The organism is Dermabacter sp. HMSC08H10, assembly GCF_001807585.1.
Classification (GTDB): domain Bacteria; phylum Actinomycetota; class Actinomycetes; order Actinomycetales; family Dermabacteraceae; genus Dermabacter; species Dermabacter hominis.
Window position 1 is genome coordinate 294,544 of sequence record NZ_KV789424.1, and the last position, 20,397, is coordinate 314,940.

General features: G+C 62.1%; 17 protein-coding genes. 8 read left to right on the top strand and 9 right to left on the bottom strand.

Annotated features, from left to right (window positions below; all coding sequences use genetic code 11):
• Positions 1–30: 30 nt before the first annotated feature.
• Complete coding sequence (locus HMPREF3176_RS04135) at positions 31–1,545, bottom strand: peptide MFS transporter (RefSeq protein WP_246826654.1); 1,515 nt, start codon at positions 1,543–1,545, stop codon at positions 31–33.
• Positions 1,546–1,696: 151 nt separating this feature from the next.
• On the bottom strand, positions 1,697–3,586 hold the full coding sequence (locus tag HMPREF3176_RS04140; RefSeq protein ID WP_070458496.1) for a DEAD/DEAH box helicase: 1,890 nt from the start codon (positions 3,584–3,586) through the stop codon (positions 1,697–1,699).
• A 432-nt stretch (positions 3,587–4,018) separates the two neighbouring features.
• On the opposite strand from HMPREF3176_RS04140, the gene HMPREF3176_RS10330 reads away from it, so the two are divergent.
• Positions 4,019–4,336, top strand: coding sequence for a hypothetical protein (locus tag HMPREF3176_RS10330; RefSeq protein WP_168161943.1), 318 nt, complete (start codon positions 4,019–4,021; stop codon positions 4,334–4,336).
• A 145-nt stretch (positions 4,337–4,481) separates the two neighbouring features.
• Positions 4,482–6,293: an aspartate--tRNA ligase gene (gene aspS, locus HMPREF3176_RS04155; protein WP_070458503.1), complete on the top strand. Its 1,812-nt coding sequence runs from the start codon at positions 4,482–4,484 to the stop codon at positions 6,291–6,293.
• 74 nt (positions 6,294–6,367) lie between these two features.
• On the opposite strand, the gene HMPREF3176_RS04160 is transcribed toward aspS, so the two are convergent.
• Entirely contained in the window at positions 6,368–6,967 is a 600-nt protein-coding gene (locus tag HMPREF3176_RS04160; RefSeq protein ID WP_016664698.1) for a DUF3043 domain-containing protein, read from the bottom strand.
• Positions 6,968–7,099: 132 nt separating this feature from the next.
• Here HMPREF3176_RS04160 and HMPREF3176_RS04165 point away from each other — a divergent pair, with 132 nt between their 5' ends.
• The 5 genes from HMPREF3176_RS04165 to HMPREF3176_RS04185 all read left to right on the top strand — a co-directional run bounded on the left by HMPREF3176_RS04165 (position 7,100) and on the right by HMPREF3176_RS04185 (position 12,246).
• Complete coding sequence (locus tag HMPREF3176_RS04165; RefSeq protein ID WP_070458506.1) at positions 7,100–8,473, top strand: dipeptidase; 1,374 nt, start codon at positions 7,100–7,102, stop codon at positions 8,471–8,473.
• Between the two features lie 43 nt (positions 8,474–8,516).
• The gene (locus HMPREF3176_RS04170) at positions 8,517–8,873 is read left to right on the top strand and encodes a HesB/IscA family protein (protein ID WP_070458509.1); all 357 of its coding nucleotides are present in this window, start codon (positions 8,517–8,519) and stop codon (positions 8,871–8,873) included.
• Between the two features lie 336 nt (positions 8,874–9,209).
• Entirely contained in the window at positions 9,210–10,118 is a 909-nt protein-coding gene (coxB, locus tag HMPREF3176_RS04175; RefSeq protein ID WP_016664695.1) for an aa3-type cytochrome oxidase subunit II, read from the top strand.
• A complete protein-coding gene (gene ctaD, locus HMPREF3176_RS04180) occupies positions 10,115–11,827 on the top strand; it encodes an aa3-type cytochrome oxidase subunit I (RefSeq protein WP_070458512.1) in 1,713 nt (570 codons plus the stop codon). The genes coxB and ctaD overlap by 4 nt, the downstream gene beginning before the upstream one ends.
• A gap of 2 nt (positions 11,828–11,829) precedes the next feature.
• Complete coding sequence (locus HMPREF3176_RS04185; protein ID WP_070458513.1) at positions 11,830–12,246, top strand: aa3-type cytochrome oxidase subunit IV; 417 nt, start codon at positions 11,830–11,832, stop codon at positions 12,244–12,246.
• 414 nt (positions 12,247–12,660) lie between these two features.
• Here the strand turns inward: HMPREF3176_RS04185 and HMPREF3176_RS04190 are convergent, their stop codons facing one another.
• From HMPREF3176_RS04190 to HMPREF3176_RS04210, 5 genes are all read right to left on the bottom strand, one after another.
• On the bottom strand, positions 12,661–12,990 hold the full coding sequence (locus tag HMPREF3176_RS04190; protein ID WP_070458517.1) for a hypothetical protein: 330 nt from the start codon (positions 12,988–12,990) through the stop codon (positions 12,661–12,663).
• A 100-nt stretch (positions 12,991–13,090) separates the two neighbouring features.
• Entirely contained in the window at positions 13,091–14,722 is a 1,632-nt protein-coding gene (locus HMPREF3176_RS04195; protein ID WP_034373367.1) for a cytochrome bc1 complex cytochrome b subunit, read from the bottom strand.
• Between the two features lie 6 nt (positions 14,723–14,728).
• Complete coding sequence (locus tag HMPREF3176_RS04200; RefSeq protein WP_070458832.1) at positions 14,729–15,805, bottom strand: cytochrome bc1 complex Rieske iron-sulfur subunit; 1,077 nt, start codon at positions 15,803–15,805, stop codon at positions 14,729–14,731.
• A 5-nt stretch (positions 15,806–15,810) separates the two neighbouring features.
• Entirely contained in the window at positions 15,811–16,611 is an 801-nt protein-coding gene (locus HMPREF3176_RS04205) for a cytochrome bc1 complex diheme cytochrome c subunit (RefSeq protein WP_070458520.1), read from the bottom strand.
• Between the two features lie 48 nt (positions 16,612–16,659).
• On the bottom strand, positions 16,660–17,346 hold the full coding sequence (locus HMPREF3176_RS04210; protein WP_016664687.1) for an aa3-type cytochrome oxidase subunit III: 687 nt from the start codon (positions 17,344–17,346) through the stop codon (positions 16,660–16,662).
• Between the two features lie 228 nt (positions 17,347–17,574).
• On the opposite strand from HMPREF3176_RS04210, the gene trpD reads away from it, so the two are divergent.
• Entirely contained in the window at positions 17,575–18,672 is a 1,098-nt protein-coding gene (gene trpD / locus HMPREF3176_RS04215) for an anthranilate phosphoribosyltransferase (RefSeq protein ID WP_141742356.1), read from the top strand.
• Here trpD and HMPREF3176_RS04220 read toward each other — a convergent pair.
• Positions 18,623–20,383 (bottom strand): DEDD exonuclease domain-containing protein, encoded by a 1,761-nt coding sequence (locus HMPREF3176_RS04220; protein WP_083286230.1) that lies wholly within the window; start codon positions 20,381–20,383, stop codon positions 18,623–18,625. The genes trpD and HMPREF3176_RS04220 overlap by 50 nt on opposite strands.
• Positions 20,384–20,397 lie beyond the last annotated feature (14 nt).

Here is a 20,397-nt window from a genome sequence, read left to right on the forward strand (position 1 = left end):
GTACTCCTTTCGAGCTAGCGGTGGAGGGGTCTATCCCACAAGAGTCATGCGCTTCTTCAGCCAGGGCGTGATGGCCATGAGGAACACGCCGTAGGCCACGACAAGGGCACCCTGAATACCGAAGTAGAGAGCGGCGTTGTCGTAGTCGAAGACCTTCACGATTTGCGCTTGGATCCCCTGCGAGAGAGCCATCGCGGCAAACCACACGGCCATCGTCTGAGATGCGAATGCTCGTGGAGCGAGCTTTGTCGTCGCGCTCATGCCGCTCGTTTGCAGCACGAGATCGCCGAGTCCAAGGAAGATGTAACAGATCACGAGCCAGATCGCAGAGAGCATCGCGGCCTCGCCGCTCACACTCGCTCCAAGCGCTACGACGAGGAAGGCGGCGCCACCGAACACGGTGCCGAGGCCAACTTTCGCCGCAACGTGAGGCTGGCGCTTACCGAGCTTGACCCACAGGAGTGCGAGAACCGGGCCCATGATGATTTCGACGATCGCGGTGAGGGAGATGTACCACGTCGAGGGGTAGCCCCAGCCAAACAGCGAGTTCTCGGTGCGGTTGAGCGCCATGAAGTTGAGCGTATTGCCCGTTTGGAAGTACATGAGGTTGTACGCGACCAGGGCAATGAGCAGGAGTGAATACGGCATAAGGTTCGCGCGCTCGGCCTTCGTGACCTTGGGGGAGCGGGCCATGAGCAGGAGCATGACGATCGGAACGATCGCGCTCACGATCGAGATGACGTTCACGAGCGCGTTGATGCCGTCCTCTGCGAGGATCGTGAAAAGAGCTGCGGCGATCACGGCGGCCACAATGAGCCCGATTGTTGCCCAGAAACCGCGGTCAGCACGGAAGGCGGCGCGGATGCGTGCTGCCGCCTCGTTACCCGCGAGGTTCTTCGAGCCCACAACATATTGAATGACGCCCGCGAACATACCGACGGCAGCGGCCGCGAACCCCCAGTGCCAGCCAACCTCCTGGCCAAGCCAGCCCGCGATGATCGGGCCAAGAAATGCGCCGATGTTGATGCCTGAGTAGTAGATCGAGAACCCGGCGTCGCGGCGCTCATCCTCGCTCGAGTAGAGCTCCCCAACCTTCGTGGAGACATTCGGTTTGAGCAGACCTGTGCCGAGGACGATCAGGGCTAGGCCGAGCCATGTCGAGAAGGACGCGGGGATACCCATGAAGATGTGCCCGGCAGCAATGATGATGCCGCCAAAAAGCACCGTGCGGTAGGTGCCGATAATTCGGTCGGCAATCCACGCCCCCACGATCGATAGCAGGTACACGAGCGCGCCATAGGCGGCGACGATGCTCGAGGCGACGCCTTCCTCAAAGCCCATGCCGCCATTAGCGACGGCATCGGCGAAGTAGAGGGCGAGGATCGCCTGGAAACCTAAGTAGGAGAACCTTTCCCAGATCTCAAGGCCGAAGAGCGTCGCGAGGCCGCGCGGGTGGCCGAGGAAGGCGCGGTCCTGTTGGATGGCGCTGTCTCGTTCGGCTTCACGGGCAAAGCGCTCCTGTGCGATGGGTGCGGGATCGTCCATGCCAGTCCTTTCGTGGCGCGAGGGGGAATCGAGCGCCGCGACAACGCACTGTATCTATGCGTGCATACAATCTGCGGCTCCCTCTACCGTGGACGCCCAAGGCGCGCCTGTAAAGGTTGGCAAGGGAGAAGCTGTGAGAAGTCTCGCCGCTTTACCAGCGATTGGACTTCTTTGCGCCGCGGTCCTCGAATCGCTTGCCCTTGCGGGTCTTGAATTTTCCGCCCTTCTTTGGACCCTGATCGACCTGAATACGCATCGGCTTGCCACCCACGCGCGCGCGGCCAATGCGCGCGAGCGCTGCCTCGTCGACGCCATCGCGAAGCTCGACGAGCGAGAACGAGGGGAAGAGATCGATCTTGCCGACATCCTGACCATTGAGTCCGCCCTCGCCGGCGATTGCTCCAACGATTGCCTGCGGGCGCACGCCATTATTCTTACCGACTGCGATGCGGTAGGTCGTGAAGCCAGCACTCGTGCGGCGTGAGCGCTTCTCGCCGCGGTTGCGATCTCCCCGATCGCCACGATCTTTGCGATCGCCCTTGGCTCCCTTATCGCGGAAGCTTGCACCCGTGAACTCATCATCGCTCGCGCGTGGGCCGTCGTCGCCGACCGTCATCGCACCGAGCGCCGCTGCTACCTGTTCAATCGAGACATTGTTTTCGCTCAAGAACTCGTTGAGGAGGTCGTAGTAGAGGTTGAGGCGTCCCTTCTCGAGACGCGCGGGTACCTCACTCAGCACCTTTTTCATCTTGTGGCGCGAGACGTCGAGCGGTGAGGGGATCTGCACTTCCTCGAGTTCCTGACGAGTCGTGCGCTCGATGTTGCGCAGCTTTCGCTTTTCGTGAGGTGCGACGAAAGTGATCGCCTGCCCGGTGCGGCCAGCGCGGCCAGTGCGGCCAATGCGGTGGACGTACGCCTCGGGTTCTGAGGGAATGTCAAAATTGACCACGAGGCCGATGCGTTCGACGTCTAGACCTCGGGCGGCAACGTCGGTCGCGACGAGGACCGTGAGTGAACCGTCGCGCAGGCGCTCGACGATACGCTCGCGCTCCTTTTGTGGGACGTCGCCCGAGATGGTCGCAGCCACGATGCCGCGAGCAATGAGCGCCGTTCCTACTTCTTCGGCCGCGCTACGCGTGCGCACAAACACGATCGTGGCATCGGCATCCGTTGTCTCAACGATGCGGGTGAGGGCGCCCGTCTTGTGGCGGAACGGCACGACCGCGTACTTCTGGTCGACGCTTGTGACGGTCGTCGACTGTCGGGCGACGGCGACGCTGACCGCATCGGGCATGTGCTCCTCCGCAACGCGCTTAATCGCGGGAGGCATGGTTGCGCTGAAAAGTGCCATGCGCTTCTGCTTCGGGGCGAAACCGAGGATTTCGTCGACGTCCTCGGCGAAGCCCATGCGGAGCATTTCATCGGCCTCGTCCAGCACGAGTGTCGACAGGTCGTCGAGCACGATATTGCCGCGCTTGAGATGGTCGATGACGCGCCCGGGCGTGCCGACAATGACATGGGCGCCGCGCTCGAGCGCTCTTTCCTGCGGGCCGTACGGGGCGCCGCCATACACACTCACGACGTTCACACCATCGAGCTTCGCGGCGAAGGACTGGATTGCATCGGCCACCTGCATGGCGAGCTCTCGCGTTGGGGCAAGAACGAGTCCCTGAGTAGAGCGATTCGATGCTCGGATTTCAGCGAGCAGCGGCAGACCGAACGCAGCGGTTTTACCCGTACCGGTCTGGGCGACGCCGAGGACGCTTCGCCCTTCGAGCAGTGCGGGAATGGCGCGCTCTTGGATGGGGGAGGGATGCGTGAACCCGAGGTCGTGGACGGCCGCGAGAAGCTCCGGCGGAAGGCCGAGTTCATCGAAGCGCATGCGCTCGTCGTTGCTTGTTTCTTCGGGGGCGTCTGTATCCGTGCCGCCGTCGGCGGCGTCTGTACCGGCCTGCGCCATGCCATCCATTTCGAGCGCTTCCGCGATTTCTTCGCGGTTTTCCAGGGCGATTTCCGTGTCGTTGTGGTTGTCGGTCGTCATTATTCGGGTCCTTCCGGGCCATCACACACGCCCGCCCCGGAATACGCACGTGAACATTTTCGGGCCGCTCATCGGCCCCTCATCTTGTCGAGCACGTCCCCGCGGGAATCCCGCACAAAAAATGCGCCGTCCGGATCGGCGCTAAGTCCTCATCGCGCCCACATGGCGCTCACACGTGCTGGAACCAGCTTACGGAAAACAGGGGCGCAAGGGGAGGGGGAAGGGCGCGACAATGGTCACCTCCGCAAGATTTCTCTACTGGCCTCGCGCATTGTTCGTGTGGCTTTTGGCCCCATTTCTCTTGCATCACCTCTTGCTCTTGCTGCTCGCCCATTGCTTTCCCCCGCTCGCCCTCGCTCCCCCCACTTGGGCCCCAACCCCTCTCGTCCCTGGGGCCGCCTCGTTCCTATCGCCCCAGAAGATTCGGTGAAAGTGGTGAAAAATCGCCGCCTCACGATGCTTATCAGGTCCTTTACGCCAAAAATCACCACTTTCGTTGCGGGAGCGGCGTGGAACGGAGACAGGGGCGACCCAAGGAGCGAGGAGAGACGGGCAGGGGAGTTGAGAGTGCAGTTAGAGGGGAGGAGAGACGGAAGAAAGGGGCAAGGGGTGCGGCTGGAGGGGAGGAAGAATGGGAGAGATGGGCTGGGGGAGTTGGAGTTCGCTGGAGGGGAGGAGACATCGGAGGAAGGGGCAAAGTGTCGGGCAGGGGTAGACGACAAAGAGATTTGGGGCAGGTCCGACGGTTGAGCGGCAACCGTCGGACTGCACTCGCTAGCCGTGCGCGCTAAACTGGTGCGGATTGCGGCTGATCGCCGAGCGCACCGCACCCTTACGGTGCCCGCGCATGCATGCGCCGCACACGACCGACCACCCCGAAGTCAAAGGAATCTTCATGCTTCGCACCCACCGCGCCGGTGATCTGAGGGCAGATCACATCGGCCAGGACGTCACTCTCGCCGGCTGGATTGGAAGGCGCCGTGACCACGGCGGTGTGGCCTTCCTCGATCTGCGTGATGCTTCGGGGGTGTCGCAGGTCGTTGTTCGCGAAGAAGATGCGCATCACTTGCGAAACGAGTTCGTGCTCAAGGTCACGGGAAAGGTCGAGCGCCGCCCCGAAGGTAACGAAAACCCGGCTCTTCCCACGGGCGACATCGAGGTCATCGCATCCGAGGTTGAGGTGCTCAACCCCGCCGCTGCGCTCCCGTTCCAGCTCGATGAGCACAGTGAGGTGGGCGAGGAAGCTCGCTTGCGCTACCGCTACCTCGACATGCGCCGTGCGGAAACGGCATATGCGTTGCGCCTGCGCTCGAAAGTCAATCAGGCCGCGCGCGAGGTGCTCCTCAACGAAGACTTCGTCGAGATCGAAACGCCAACCCTTACCCGCTCGACCCCCGAGGGGGCGCGCGACTTCCTCGTCCCGGCACGCCTCGCTCCCGGATCGTGGTACGCACTTCCGCAGTCGCCGCAGCTTTTCAAGCAGCTGCTCATGGTGGGCGGCATGGAACGCTACTTCCAGCTCGCTCGCTGCTACCGCGACGAAGACTTCCGCGCCGACCGCCAGCCCGAGTTCACGCAGCTTGACGTCGAAATGAGCTTCGCTGATCAGGAAGACGTGATCGCGCTTGCCGAGAAGATTCTCGTGAACGTGTGGAAGCAAATCGGCTACGACATTGAAACGCCGATCAAGCGCATCACCTACCACGAATCGATGGCCCGCTACGGCTCCGATAAGCCAGACCTCCGTTTCGATCTCGAAATCACCGAGATGACCGAGTTCTTCAAGGACACGCCGTTCCGCGTGTTCCAAGCGCCGTACGTTGGCGCGATCGTCATGAAAGGTGGCGCTTCACAGCCCCGCCGCACGCTCGATGCGTGGCAGGAATTCGCGAAGCAGCGCGGCGCGAAGGGCCTCGCTTACGTTCTCTTCCAAGAAGATGGCTCACTTGGCGGCCCCGTCGCCAAGAACCTCTCTGATGATGAGAAGTCCGGCCTCGCCGAGAAGGTGGGCGCGAGTGCGGGCGACTGCGTGTTCTTCGCAGCCGGCGAGGCCAAGAGCTCGCGCGCCCTTCTTGGCGCCGTGCGCAACGAGATTGGCGACCGCCTCGGGCTGATCAACCCCGACGAGTTCGCTTTCGTGTGGGTCGTGGATGCGCCCATGTTCGAGCCCGCCGGCGACGCCGAAGCGGCCGGCGACGTCGCGGTTGGTCACGGCGAATGGACCGCCGTTCACCACGCCTTCACGTCCCCGAAGCCTGAGTTCCTTGACACGTTTGACACCGACCCTGGCTCGGCGCTCAGCTACGGCTACGACATCGTGTGCAACGGCAACGAGATTGGCGGCGGCTCGATTCGTATCCACCAGGCCGACGTCCAGCAGCGCGTCTTCGCACTGATGGGCATCAGCGAAGAAGAAGCGCAGGAGAAGTTCGGCTTCCTCCTCGAGGCGTTCAAGTTCGGTGCGCCGCCCCACGGCGGCATCGCGTTCGGCTGGGATCGCATCGTGTCGATCCTCGCGAAGACCGACTCGATCCGCGATGTCATCGCCTTCCCGAAGACCGGTAACGGTTACGACCCGCTGACGGCAGCCCCGGCGCCCATCACGCCGCAGCAGCGTAAGGAAGCGGGCGTGGACTTCAAGCCGGAGAAGAAGGCAAAGGATAAGGACTCGGCGAAGGCCGAGCAGCCGTCGGACACCGCCAAGTAACCCGGCCCTGCACAAAGCCCCCGGTTACCGAACGACATGTTCGGGCCGGGGGCTTTCCCATGGGCGAAGAAAATCTACGGACGAGGGTCCTCGCCATGCTTGATCTGCGGTTTCGGCATGCGCCACGGGCGGATGTTCGTTGAGCGAAGGAGCCCGTACGACACCATTCCGGCCGGGACCACGCCGAACCGTTCCATGAGTGCCTTGCGGATTTTGCGCCGCACGAGGAACGTATCGATCACCACGACGATGATGCCTGCCCACAGCACGGCGAGGAACACAATCGAAACGACCTGGAACTTTACCGGGTCGATGAGCTGCATCACGAAGGGGAACAGCATCGCGATCAGGGCCAGTGGCAAGAAGTACTCGGCGACGTTATGGCGCGAGTCGACGACGTCACGCACGAGTCGGCGATCGGCACCACGGTGCTGTACGGGGTAGTGCGCCTCATCGCCGGTGAGGAGAGCCTGGTGCTCGCGATTGGCCGCCGCGCGGTCCTTCTGCTTAGAACGGCGCTTCGCCTCCTTGCGATCCTTCGGAACGAGCGGCGTGCGGCGCGCAGCCTGGGCGTCCTTACGCGAGCGGGTCGGGCGCCCCTTCTTCGGGGTCGTCGCAGAATGCTCGGCTGGGGCAGGGCTGGCGGAGTTAGCGGAAGTCGTGTCGGTATTCACCCATCCAATTCTAGACTCCCGGCGCCCGGACACGCACAGTAGGCACGGGGTTTCGTGAGGAATTCCGACGGTTGCAGGGATACGGTGGAGCAAAGACCATTAACGCGCCAGCGGCGCGGAAGGAGAAGAGGAATGTCGCTCAGCGTCGACGCAATCAATGAGAAGGTCAAAGCCCTTCAACCGCAAGCACTCGAGGACCTCACGGCGCTCGTCGCGATTCCCTCGATCGCTTTTGACGGTTACGACCAGTCGCACGTGAGGGCTAGTGCCGAAAAAGTAGCCGCGCTCCTCAAGGATGCCGGTATGCCCGAGGTAAGCATCGAATCCGTCGAGGGCGGCGCGCCGGCCGTTCTCGCGCGACGTCCCGCGAAGCCAGGTAAGCCGACGGTCATGCTGTACGCCCACCACGACGTGCAGCCCGTCGGCGATGAATCCGAATGGACAACTCCGCCGTTTGAAGCGACCGAGCGCAACGGCCGCCTGTACGGCCGCGGCGCTGCCGACGACAAGGCCGGCGTTATGGCCCACGTGACCGCCCTGCGTGCGCTCAAGGACGAGCTCGAAGAATCCGGCGTCGGCATCGTCGTGTTTGTGGAAGGTGAAGAGGAATACGGCAGCGAGACCTTCCGCCCGTTCCTCGAAAAGCACCAGGACATCATGCGCAGCGACATCATCGTCGTCGCCGACTCCTCGAACTGGGCCGTCGGCCGCCCCGCCCTCACGACGAGCCTTCGCGGCGTTGTTGCCTTCGAGCTTGACGTTCAGGTTCTCGACTACTCCGTGCACTCGGGCATGTTCGGTGGACCCGTGATCGATGCTCTTACCCAGCTTTCGCGCGTCCTCACGACCTTCCACAACGAAGACGGCACGATCGCCGTCGACGGTCTTCACGTGGCCGATGCCCCCGAAGTTGACATGGACGAAGCGGACTTCCGCCGCGACGCCGGTGTCCCCGAAGGGCTGCCGCTCGCCGGCGACGGATCGATCACCTCGCGCCTGTGGACGAAGCCCGCGATCTCGGTCATCGGCATCGACGCGCCGGCCGTGCAGCAAGCCTCGAACACGCTCGTATCGAAGGCTCGCGCGAAGGTCAGCGTGCGCATTGCGCCTGGCGAAGACCCCGCACACGCCACCGAGGTTCTTAGAAAGCACGTTGAAGCCCACACACCGGCCGCCGCGAAGGTCACCTTCACGCCCGTCGATGCCGGCAAACCATTCCTTGCGCCCGCGAGCAGCGCGGGAATGGATCTGGCTCGCCGCGCGTTTCATGACTCGTGGGGCGTCGAACCCGTCGATACGGGCCTTGGCGGCTCGATCCCCTTCATCTCCGATCTTCTCGAGCTGTTCCCGAATGCGGATGTGCTCGTGACCGGTGTTGAAGACCCGGATTCGCGCGCCCACGGCGTCGACGAGTCGCTCCACCTCGGCGACTTCGAACGCGTCTGCGTCGCTGAAGCACTCATCCTGCTCGGCGCCGCCGAGCTCGAACCGAAAGAAACCGCGTAGGCTTTGACGCACACGTGACATACCGGACCACCACGGAGGACCAATGACCGACACCGCAACTAAAGCTGTTCCCGCACACGGTGTGACCCTCACCGAGGTTGCATCCGACAAGGTGAAACAGCTTCTCGCGCAAGAAGGTCGCGATGACCTGCGCCTTCGTATCGCCGTTCAGCCTGGCGGCTGCTCGGGGCTCATCTATCAGCTCTACTTCGATGAACGTCTCCTTGAGGGCGATGCGACCGTTGACTTCAACGGCGTCGAGGTCGTTGTCGACAGGAATTCGATCCCGTTCCTGTCGGGAGCAACGATCGACTTCTCCGACACCATCGAGAAGCAGGGCTTCACGATCGACAACCCCAATGCGTCGAGCTCGTGCGCATGCGGAGACTCCTTCGCCTAAACGCGCTCGTTCGTTCAGTTCGCGAGTGGGCTGCCGCGCACGCGGTGGCCCACTCGCGCGTTAATCGGGCATCCGTCGGACCCAAAACCTCGCGCTGGACCTGCTTGCCCGTCCCGAGCGGCCCAAACGTGACTGAGCAAACCCCACGGAATCTGCAAAAAGCGACGGTGAAGGCAACATTTGGTGGCAAGTCGCGTATGATGACTAAGGACTCTCGTCCCGATTAGTGTGCACACCCCGTGCCACGCCGGGAGCGAGGTAGCCAGAAACAACCGCACAATCGAGAGCGAATCTCCCCACAACCGATTCGCCACGCGATACATGGAAGGTCAGCCTGTGATCCCCCAAACCCCGGAACGCAGCCGCCGAATGCCGAAGGCCATCGCCGCCTTTGCCCTGACGGCGCTTGCTCTCGTGGGCTGCACGGAAGAGCAGCAGCGAGGATTCCTCCCCGGTGACACCACTCACCAGATCACGAACCAGACAGACCGCATCATCACAATGTGGACCGGTTCGTGGATTACCCTCCTCGCCGTCGGCCTTCTCGTGTGGGGCTTGATCTTCTGGTGTGCCATCGCCTACCGCCGCAAGAAGGGCGACAAGGGCTTCCCCGTCCAGCTGCGCTATCACGTTCCGATCGAGCTGACGTTCACGCTCATTCCGGTCATCATGATCATGACCCTCTTCTACTTCACGCAGCGTGACATCTCCGAGATCGAACGTCTCGACCCGAACCCGGATGTCACCGTCAACGTCGTTGCGAAGCAGTGGAGCTGGGATTTCAACTACGTTGACGCAGATGTCCACGAAGATCCAGGCGTCCAGTCCTTCCGCACTGGCGAAGAAGGCGCCGCTGAAGATCTCCCCACTCTTTACCTTCCCGTTGGCGAAACCGTTGAGTTCCAGCTCGACTCGCGCGACGTCATCCACTCGTTCTGGGTCGTGGACTTCCTCTACAAGAAAGACATGTTCCCCGGTCACACCACCGCCTTCCAGGTGACCCCGCAGATCGAAGGCACCTACGCCGGCAAATGCGCCGAGCTGTGCGGTGAGTTCCACTCCGACATGCTCTTCAACGTCAAGGTTGTCTCCAAGCAAGAGTTCGAAGCGCACATGGAAGAGCTGCGCGCGAAGGGGAACACGGGTCAGCTGTCGAACGACCTCAACCGCCTCCAAAAGTCCTGGAACATGAAGGACGATTCCGACCGCCGCATCGAAAACCGTCGTGAGGATGCCAAAAAGTGAGCACTACAACCGCAGAGACCACGAGCCGCTTCACCCCGGCCACGCCTGAGACGAAGAAGGGCAACCAGCTCTTCAAGCTGCTCACCACGACCGATCACAAGACGATCGGCATCATGTACATGGCTACCGCCTTTTTCTTCTTCTGCTTCGGTGGCGTGCTCGCACTGCTCATTCGTGCCGAACTGTGGGAGCCAGGCCTGCAGGTGGTCGTGTCCAAGGGGCAGTACAACCAGCTGTTCACGATGCACGGCACGATCATGCTCCTCATGTTCGGCACACCGCTCTTTGCCGGCTTCGCAAACTACCTTTTGCCGCTTCAAATCGGTGCAGTCGACATGGCGTTCCCGCGGCTGAATATGTTCTCGTACTGGCTCACCGGATTCGGCTCACTCATTGCGTGCGCCGGATTCCTTACACCGCAGGGTGCGGCATCTTTCGGCTGGTTCGCCTACGCGCCGCTTTCCGACACAACCTTTACTCCGGGGCTCGGCGGCGACCTGTGGGCCTTCGGCTTGTGCATGCAGGGCTTCGGCACCATCCTCGGTGCGGTCAACTTCATCACGACCATCATCACAATGCGCATGCCCGGCATGACCATGTTCCGCATGCCGATCTTCACGTGGAACGTCCTCATCACGTCGATCCTCATCCTCATGGTCTTCCCGCCGCTCGCAGCCGCGCTTTTCGCCCTCGGCGCTGACCGCGTGCTCGACGCCAATATCTTTGACCCTGCCAACGGCGGGCCAATCCTCTGGCAGCACCTCTTCTGGTTCTTTGGCCACCCCGAGGTTTACGTTCTCGCACTGCCGTTCTTCGGTATCGCCTCTGAAATCATCCCCGTCTTCAGCCGCAAGCCCATCTTCGGCTACAAGACTCTCGTCTATGCGACGATCTCGATCGCTGCCCTCTCCGTGACCGTGTGGGCACACCACATGTTCACAACCGGCGCAGTGATGCTCGACTTCTTCGCCTTCATGACCATGATGATCGCGGTTCCCACAGGCGTGAAGTTCTTCAACTGGGTCGGCACCATGTGGCGCGGTTCCCTCACCTTTGAATCGCCAATGCTGTTCACGCTCGGCTTCATGACCACCTTCCTCTTTGGTGGCCTCACCGGCGTCATCCTCTCCACCCCGGTTCTCGACTTCCACCTGAGCGACACCTACTTCGTCGTCGCGCACTTCCACTACGTCATCTTCGGCACGGTGGCCTTCGAAATGTTCGCGGGCTTCTACTTCTGGTGGCCCAAGATGTTCGGCTACAAGCTCCGCGAAGACCTCGCAAAGGTGCACTTCTGGCTCCTACTCGTCGGCTTCCACATGACCTTCCTTATCCAGCACTTCATGGGTGTCGAAGGTGCTCCGCGCCGTTACATGAACTACCTCTCCGAGGACGGTTTCCAGTGGATGAATCAGTTCTCCACGATCGGCGCCTTCATCCTTGGTGCCTCGACTCTTCCGTTCTTCCTTAACGTGATCCTCACCCACATGAAGGGCGAGAAAGTCACCGTGAACGACCCTTGGGGCTACGGCGCTTCCCTCGAGTGGGCAACCTCGTGCCCGCCGCCGCGCCATAACTTCGTCGAGCTGCCGCGCATTCGCTCGGAACGCCCGGCCTTCGACCAGAAGTTCCCGGAAGTCGCCGCGATCGATCAGGTCCACGTCAACCGCGACGAGATAGCCCTCGTTAGCGCCCACGGAGGTAAGTAAGAATGCGCGCCAACGTCATTATCTTTGCCCTCATCGGCTGCTTCGTAGCTGTCGTCGGCGTTGTTTACACCCTCCTCACCCTCAACGTCGATCCCGGCGGCATCGAGTGGGTCGGCGTTCCTGCACTCTTTGCTCTCGCAGCAATGTGCTGGATGATCGCCATCTACGTATGGATGAGCGAGCGCCGCTTCGGTGGCGGTGCCCAAGACGACGACAACGCCGAAGTCCACGAAGAGGCCGGCCACAAGGGCGTCTTCGCTCCCTACAGCTGGGCGCCCCTCGTGTGTGCGGTCGGTGCTTCCCTCGCGTTTGGCGGTTTCCCAATCGCTTACTGGATCACCGCGCTCGGAATCGTGATCGGTATGATCGGCGTCATCATGTGGGTTATGGCCTACTCGGTGGGGCACAACAGCCACTGAAAATTCAGGTACGTGACCGCGTTCCGCGGGGCAGCCTGAAAAGATAGAATCCACGCTGTCGAATGCCCGGCAGGCTCTAAGAGAGTCCGCCGGGCATTCGCACATTCAATGAAAGGGAACGGGACTACCCGTACGCGCTAAACGCGCGGGCGCAGGACAGCTATGAGAATGCGGCTGACGGCTCCAGGTAGCCGTCGGCTCCCTCTCCGTGCGCTGAGAGCCGTGCTGCGGGCGTGCAGCGGCAAGGCTCTCGGCAGTACTGAAATTTTGGAAAGCCCCGCTTGTGAAGCACGACCGGATTCCCGGAGAAACCGAGTTTTGAAGTGCTAATGAACGAACTCCCGGAAAACGGCCGTCTCCAAGGAGGGCAGTCCTGGATAGCCGACGATTGCGCAGCGTGACACCGCTAGCTATTCACGCCATGAGGCCGATGAGGTGTACTCGCACCGGCGCCGTATCTAGGTCGGTTCGCATGTTCCAAGCAGCGGTCGATTCTTCGCCACGCAGTCGATGGAGCCAAACTCCGGGGAGCGGCGCTGACGAAGCCCGCCAGCACTGGCGGTTGGTTGTGCCGTGGCTATAGGACTCGGCGTTGCGTCGGGAGTGCAGGCAGGGTTCCGCCTCCCGGGGGCCGTACGGATTCACGTCGTGCGCGATCGGTTTCGGTCGAAGCGAAGTAAAAATTGGGTCCGTGCCGAGGGAGATAGTTGCAATGTCCTTGTTTTCGAGGGGGTGAGGAAACATGCCCTCCTGCGGGGAGCGCGCACAGAAGTGGGGGCCTGCCCGAGCCGAAACTCAGTGGCAAACCCCCACAACCTCTATGGAATTCGGGAAGGGCGTTCGATCAGCTGCCGACGAGAGCCTTGATCTTATGCTCCTCGTGGCCCGAGTGCTCGAGCGCCTCGCGAAGCTCCGCAGGCGTCGCAGGCTCCACACGGTCCTTGAAGAAGAAGCTCGAGGCCTTTGCCCGAAGTGACGAGACGCCCTCGCCCTTCTTGAGCGGGCGGTGGTTGTCGTAGCTCACGAGAACCCAGCGATCATACTCGCTGAGAGGCTCGTGGATCTCGAGCGTTTCACCGTTCTCCATGCGCACAACCTTGCCGGTTTCAACGCCGTGGAGGGCGATCTGCTTCTTGTGCTTCTGGATTGAGAGGCACACGCGCTTCGTCACGATGAACGAGATGACCGGGATCGCGAAGATGCCGATGCGGAAGAACCACGTGAGGTTGTTCAGCGACATGTGGAAGGCGACGGCCATGAGGTCGTTCGCGCCGGCAAGCATCGAAACGACGTAGGCAGAAATCCAGGCGACGCCGAATCCCGTGCGCACGGGCGTGTTGTACGGAAGGTCGAGAACGTGGTGTTCGCGGTCGTCGCCGGTGACCCACTGTTCAATGAACGGATACAGCGCGAGGCTGCCGAACATGATGCCCGGGAAAATCATGCCGGGAATGATGATGTTGAGCGAGATTGGGTAGCCGAAGATCGTGGGCTCCCAGCCCGGCATGAGGCGCAGCGAGCCTTCGAGGAACAGCATGTACCAGTCGGGCTGCGAACCAGCCGACACGGGGGAGGGGTCGTAAGGACCGTAGTTCCAGACCGGGTTCATGGCGACGGTGGCGCCCACGAGGGTGAGTACACCGAACACGATGAAGAAGAAGCCGCCGGCTTTCGCCGTGTAGACGGGGAAGAGCGGGTAGCCGACCACGTTGCGATCGGTGCGACCCGGGCCGGGGTACTGCGTGTGCTTGTGCATCACGAGGAAGAACATATGCAGCGCGATGAGCGCCAGGATCGCACCGGGGATGAGGAGGATGTGGACGGTGAAGAGCCGCGGGATGATGTCGTGGCCCGGGAATTCACCGCCAAACATGAGCATCGAGCCGTAGGTGCCGAGGATCGGAATGGCCTTCATGACGCCGTCGGCAATACGCAAACCGTTGCCCGAGAGGACGTCGTCGGGAAGCGAGTACCCGGAGAATCCAGCGAGCATCGCGAGCACCATGAGGCCGAAGCCGATGAGCCAGTTGAGCTCACGTGGCTTGCGGAACGCGCCCGTGAAGAAGACGCGGAACATGTGCACGAAGATCGCCACCATGAACGTGAGCGCTGCCCAGTGGTGGATCTGCCTGAAGAGGAGGCCACCCCACACATCGAATGACAGGTGCAGCGTCGAGTTGAACGCTGCTGACATGTGCGCTCCCTGGAGCGCCGTGTAGGAGCCTTCGTAGACGACTTCATTCATCGAGGGAACGAAGAACATCGTGAGGAAGATGCCCGAGATTACGAGAACAACGAAACTATAGAGCGCGACTTCGCCGAACATGAACGACCAGTGGTCGGGGAAGATCTTCCGTGCGAAACCTTTGACGATGTTGGCGCCGCTCGTACGCTCATCGAGCCAGCTAGCGCCTACCGAGCCGAGCTTGAAGGCCTTCGAGTTGCGGTCGAGGCCGGTGGTCTGGGTGTCACTCATGAGGAATTACTTCTCCTTGTGAATGTCCCAGAAGCTGGGACCGATGGGCTCGGGGAAATCGCCGGTTGCGACAAGGTAGCCCTCGTCGTCAACCTCGATGGGAAGCTGCGGGAGCGGACGGTGCGCCGGGCCGAAGACAACCTTGGCGCCGTCGGTGACATCGAACGTCGACTGGTGGCACGGGCACAGCATGTGGTGGGTCTGCTGTTCGTAGAGCGCGACGGGGCAACCGACGTGAGTGCAGATCTTCGAGAACGCGAGGATTCCCTCGTGGCCAGCCTCGAGCGAGGCCTCATTCTTACCGTCTGCAGGATCGATGCGCACGAGAATAGCTGCTGCTTTCGCGCGCTCCTCGATCCAGTCGGGAGTCTCCTCGGTGAGGCCCTCGGGCATCACGTGGAAAATCGAGCCGACGGTGACGTCCGAAGCCTTGATGGGCGTTTGGTCGTGGTCGCGGGCGATGCGAACGCGCTTCTTGTTTTCCGTGGCGCGGCCCCAGAACGTGTGGTGGAGCTTATTGCCGGGAAGGGGACCGAGGGTCGAGATCGGAAAGAGAACGGCGATAGGAAGGGCTGCCAGCGCACCTGCGAGAGAGGCGACGACCAGTGGGCGGCGGGCGATACCGGACTCATTGATGCCGTCGACAAGAATCTTCGACGCGGCCTCGCGCGTTTCTTCATCGCCGCGCTGTGCGTGTCGCTCCTCGGTGACTTCGTGATCGGGCATGAGGGTCTTTGCCCAATGGATCGCACCTGCACCGATGAAGAAGATGCCAACAGCGAGGCCGATACCCATGGTGAGAGTTGACCAGTGCACGGCCGAAAGCGTGCCTTCTTCGGCGAGGAGGTTCGTGCCCGTGGGGCTGAAGAGGAAGTAGGAAGCGATGAAGAATGCCGTGCCGAGAATCGAGAGGACGAACAGCAGCGAGACGATGCGCTCGGCGCGCTTTTCGGCCTTCGGATCTAGGTCCGCCTGCCGGTATTCGTGCGGCGGCAGGCCGGGGTTGCGGAAACCGCCCTCTTCCGCGCGGGCGACAGTGCTTACGCCTGTGCGCGGCGAGGTGCCGTCGATGTTGTGTGTCAGTTCGTTCACTTTGCCTTAGCTCCCAACCAGATAGCGCAGCCGAGCAGAATCGCGAGAATCGCCGTCCAGGCGAAGAGGCCCTCGGTGACCGGGCCGAGCGCGCCGAGCGAGTAGCCGCCGGGCGAGCCGTTCTCTTCAAGCTGGTTGAGGTAGGCGATGACGTCGCGCTTGTCTTCGGGGCTCAGGTTGTTGTCGTTAAACACCGGCATGTTCTGCGGGCCGGATTCCATGGCTTCGTAGATGTGCTTGTCCTCGACACCGCGAAGAGTCGGGGCCCACTTGCCTTCCGTAAGTGCGCCGCCGGCAGCAGACGCGCTGTGGCACATGGCGCAGTTGATGCGGAAGATCTCGCCACCTTTGGTGATGTCGGCGCCTTCCTTGCTCAGCTGCTCCTCAGTGGGGATCGACGGGCCGGGGCCCAGCGAGGCCACGTAAGCGGCAAGCTGCGAGATCTGCTTATCGGTGAACTGCACGGGCTTGCGCTGCGCCTGCGGGCCGGACTCCTGCATGGGCATGCGGCCCGTTCCCACCTGGAAGTCGACGGCAGCGGCGCCAACGCCGATGAGCGACGAGCCAACCGTGTTGCCGTCACTGTCTTTGCGACCTTCGCCGTTCATGCCGTGGCACGTCGCGCAGTTCGAGACGAAGAGCTTCTTCCCTTCGGCGACGTCGGAGGCCGAGAAGGCCTCAGCGGAAGCGTCTTTGGGGGAGAGGACGGCAAACAAACCGCCCGTGGCGATCAACGCCATCAAGATGATGGCAAGGAGCGCCATCGGGTGATGGCGGTGTGTGGCCAGAGCCTTCACTGTGAGGACCTCGTTTCGGTAAAGGGTGCGAATCCGAGTAGGGGAGCTTTAGAAGAAGGCCCAGTTGCCTTCAACGGTGTGGAGAACGAGCGGGTCAAGCAGGTAGACCACGAAGAAGAGGGCTACCCAGATGACGTCGACGAAGTGCCAGTAGTACGACACGCAAATCGCGCTGACCTCTTCGTGGTGCGTGAAATTCTTCGCGGAGTAGGCGCGCGCGAGGACGAAGAGGAAGGCGATAAGCCCGCCAAGGACGTGGAGGCCGTGGAAGCCCGTGGCGAGGTAGAAGATTGAGCCATGAGGCGTGCTCGAGATGGTGAGGCCCTTATGCACGAGCTCGGCATACTCGAAGGCCTGGCCCGACACGAAGATCGCGCCGAGAATGAAGGTGAGGGTGTACCACTCGATGAGGCCCCAGCCGGCGATGTTGACGATCGAGCCGGTGCGGCGCTTGCGGCGCTTTTCTGCGGCGAATACACCCATCTGGCACGTGATTGAGCTCGTGACCAGGATGAGCGTGTTGGTGATGGCGAAGTTGAGCGTGAAGTTCTTCTGACCCTCGTAGAAAACCTCGGGTACGACGCCGTACAGCGTGAAGTACATAGCAAAGAGCGCACCGAAGAACATGATTTCGCTCGCGAGCCACACGATGGTGCCGACCTGAGTGGTGTTCGGCCTGCTCACGGGGGAGGTGCGAGGGGCGGAGGAAAGAGTCGCAGTTGTCACGGTTCTCATTCGTCGTTGGTCGGGTTGCGAGGCCATGCACGGCACATGGTCTCGGCCGCTGCGGGCAAGGCCCGTGCGACCCTGCTGGGACAAAAGTCCGTGCGCAGGTTTTTTCAGCATACCTGTTGGAAGCGCGATTGTTGAATCGAACGGGGCTTTTGTCCCGGTTTTTTCCGTGATCTAAGCCGTGTTCCGTCTGGTGGGCTTGCGCTACGTCACGAGCGTTCACGCCTTAATATGGGCGCCATGACGGATCAAGAAATCTATACGTGGCCCGCACTGACCCACGCTCTCATCAAAGGGCGCGATCTCACGACCGAAGAGGCGTGGTGGGCGATGCAGCAGATCATGTGCGGCGACGTTGATCCGGTCCCTCTCGCCGGTTTCCTTGTGGCGCTTCAGGCGAAGGGAGCGGTGACCCATGAGGTCAACGCCCTCTCCTCCTCGATGCTCGAACACTCGAGGATCATTAGTGCGCCCACTGGCGCCGTCGACATCGTGGGGACGGGCGGAGACGGCGCCAATACCGTCAATATTTCGACCATGGCCTCGCTCGTGATCCGCGGCGCGGGGATCCCTGTGGCGAAGCACGGCAACCGTGCCGTAAGTTCGAAATCGGGTTCGGCGGACGTACTCGAAGCGCTCGGGGTGCGCCTGAATCTTCCTGTGGAGGGCGTGCAGCGCGTGCTTGACGAAGCGAGAATCTCGTTTTGTTTCGCCCAGGTTTTTCACCCGTCAATGAAACACGGTGCGGTTGCCCGAGCCGGTCTCAAACTGCCCACGGTTTTCAACGTGCTCGGTCCCATCACCAATCCAGCCGGGGTTCGTGCCCATTCCGTCGGCGTGGCATTCGAGGAGATGGCGCCTGTCATCGCAGGTGTCTTTGCAGACCGCGGCGCGTCCGCAATCGTCGTGCGCGGGCGCGACGGCCTCGACGAGCTGAGTATCGCCGCCGAAACCGATGTGTGGGAGGTGAGGGACGGCTCCGTTACGTCGCACGTTGTCGCACCCGAAGACTACGGACTCTCACGCGCACGTATCGACGCGTTGCGCGGTGGCGACCCCTCCTACAATGCCCAGGTGGCGCGAGACCTGCTTGCCGGCAAGACTGGGCCCGTGAGAGATGCCGTCGTGCTCAATGCCGCTTCGGGCATCGTCGCAGCCGAGGGGCTCAAGGAGAGTTCCGACGCCAGCCCGGCCTTCGCCGAGCGAATGCTCAGCGCGGTGAAACGGGCCGAAGACTCACTCGATTCCGGAGCCGCCACGGCCGCGCTTGAGCGGTGGATCAACGTCTCGCAGAGCGTCGAAATACCCGCTGAAACTCTTCGATCGTAAAGCGGGCGGTAGACGGCATCGACCACTCGCCCTCCACGTGAACGATCCGGATGCCAGGCTTCGCGAGCCATTCGAGGATGAGCTCAGCCTCGTGGTGGTAGCCGAAGCACAGCGGGGCGCGCAGGGCGGCCTCCGCTTCGCTTTCGCGAGCAAGTGCCTCGATAGCCGAAAGCGGGTCGCTCCACGCCGGCATTGTGCGCGCTGCCCCGAGCCGCCCGTGCCGTACGGCAAGAACCTCCCACTGCCACGGTGATTGAGCCGAAGCATCGTGGCACGAGATTTTGCGCGCCGCGACGAGGAATGGAACCTCCGCGATCGATCGCAACCGCGCGGCACGCCGCGCGGCATCAGTAAACAACTCAACCCTCGTGCGCAGCGCCTCGGCGTTCTCGTAGAGTCCCCTCCCCACGAGCGCCCGCATCTTCTTCGCCGCGTACTCAAAAACATCGCTCGGATCCTCGGTGAGGGCCCGGTGCATTCGTGCGTGGAAGCCTGCGCTGCTGCGCACGGGCTCCGACGGTTCTGCGACAAACGTCGGTCCATGAACCGGCGGCACCGGCAACCCACCCGCGGCTGCCGACGGTTCCCGGGGAACCGTCGGACTTTCGGTCCCGGTGCGACCTTCCGCAGCACCAGCGTTCTCCTCTTCAGCCCCGATGGCCGCAGTCAGTGCCGCGTACACGAGGGAGCGAATCGGCTCGACGTCGTGGCGCGAGCGGAGCGGGCCGATATAGGCGTGGAGCGACGTTTCGCTTTTCACAGTGCGCGCAAGGCGCAGCCCATCGTGGGTGACTCGAAGCCAATTGCCCTTGGAAGGGCGGATTCCCTGGCGATTGGCGATGGGGCGCTCACTCGCGATTGCGCGCAGCTCGCGGATTGCAGCTTCGGCGTCGCTTGAACACTGCACAATGTCGATACGCTCGGTGACGGGAATGATATCGAGGACGGCTCGCCTGGTCTCGTTCGGTGAAAAGTAGGTGCGCACTCGCGAGCGGAGATTGCCCGACTTGCCGATGTACAGCGTTGAACCGTTGGCGTCGACGAAGGAGTACACGCCGGGCACGGGCGGGATGTCCGCCGCGAGGTGGCGTTTACGGATTTGGGCGGGGCTTGCTTTCTTCCCGTTTGAGGTGAGATCCGAGAGGTGGCTTGCGCCACCGGCAGAAAGTCGCGCGATGATCTCGTGGAGAACATCGACCGTTGCGCGCGCATCCGACAGCGCGCGGTGGTTGGGCACCGTCGTTGCCCCAACCGCTCCCGCGAGAGTCGAAAGCTTGTGGTTCTTCACTTCGTCACGTCCGAAAACGCGGCGCGCGAGTGTGAGCGTATCGACGACCTCGAAAGGGGGCCACCGGTAGTCGAGTTGAAGAGCGGCCGCCTTCAAAAAACCGATGTCGAAGCGTGCGTTGTGTGCGACGAGCACCGAGGTGCGTGCGAACTCGAGGAAAGCGGGGATGACCGCTTCTGCGGACGGCGCATCGCGAACCATGTGGTCAGAGATCCCCGTGAGCGCGGCAATGTATGCGGGGATCGGGCGCTCTGGGTTGATGAAGGTTTGAAACTCCTCGACAACCTCGCCACCCACAACCCGTACGGCGCCAATTTCCGTGATGGCATCCAGCTCGGTATTCGTTCCGGTGGTCTCGAGGTCGACGACGACGAACTCGACGTCGATGAGCTCCGGGCCGAGATCCTCGAATGCCCGCTGCACGGCTCGAGTGATGG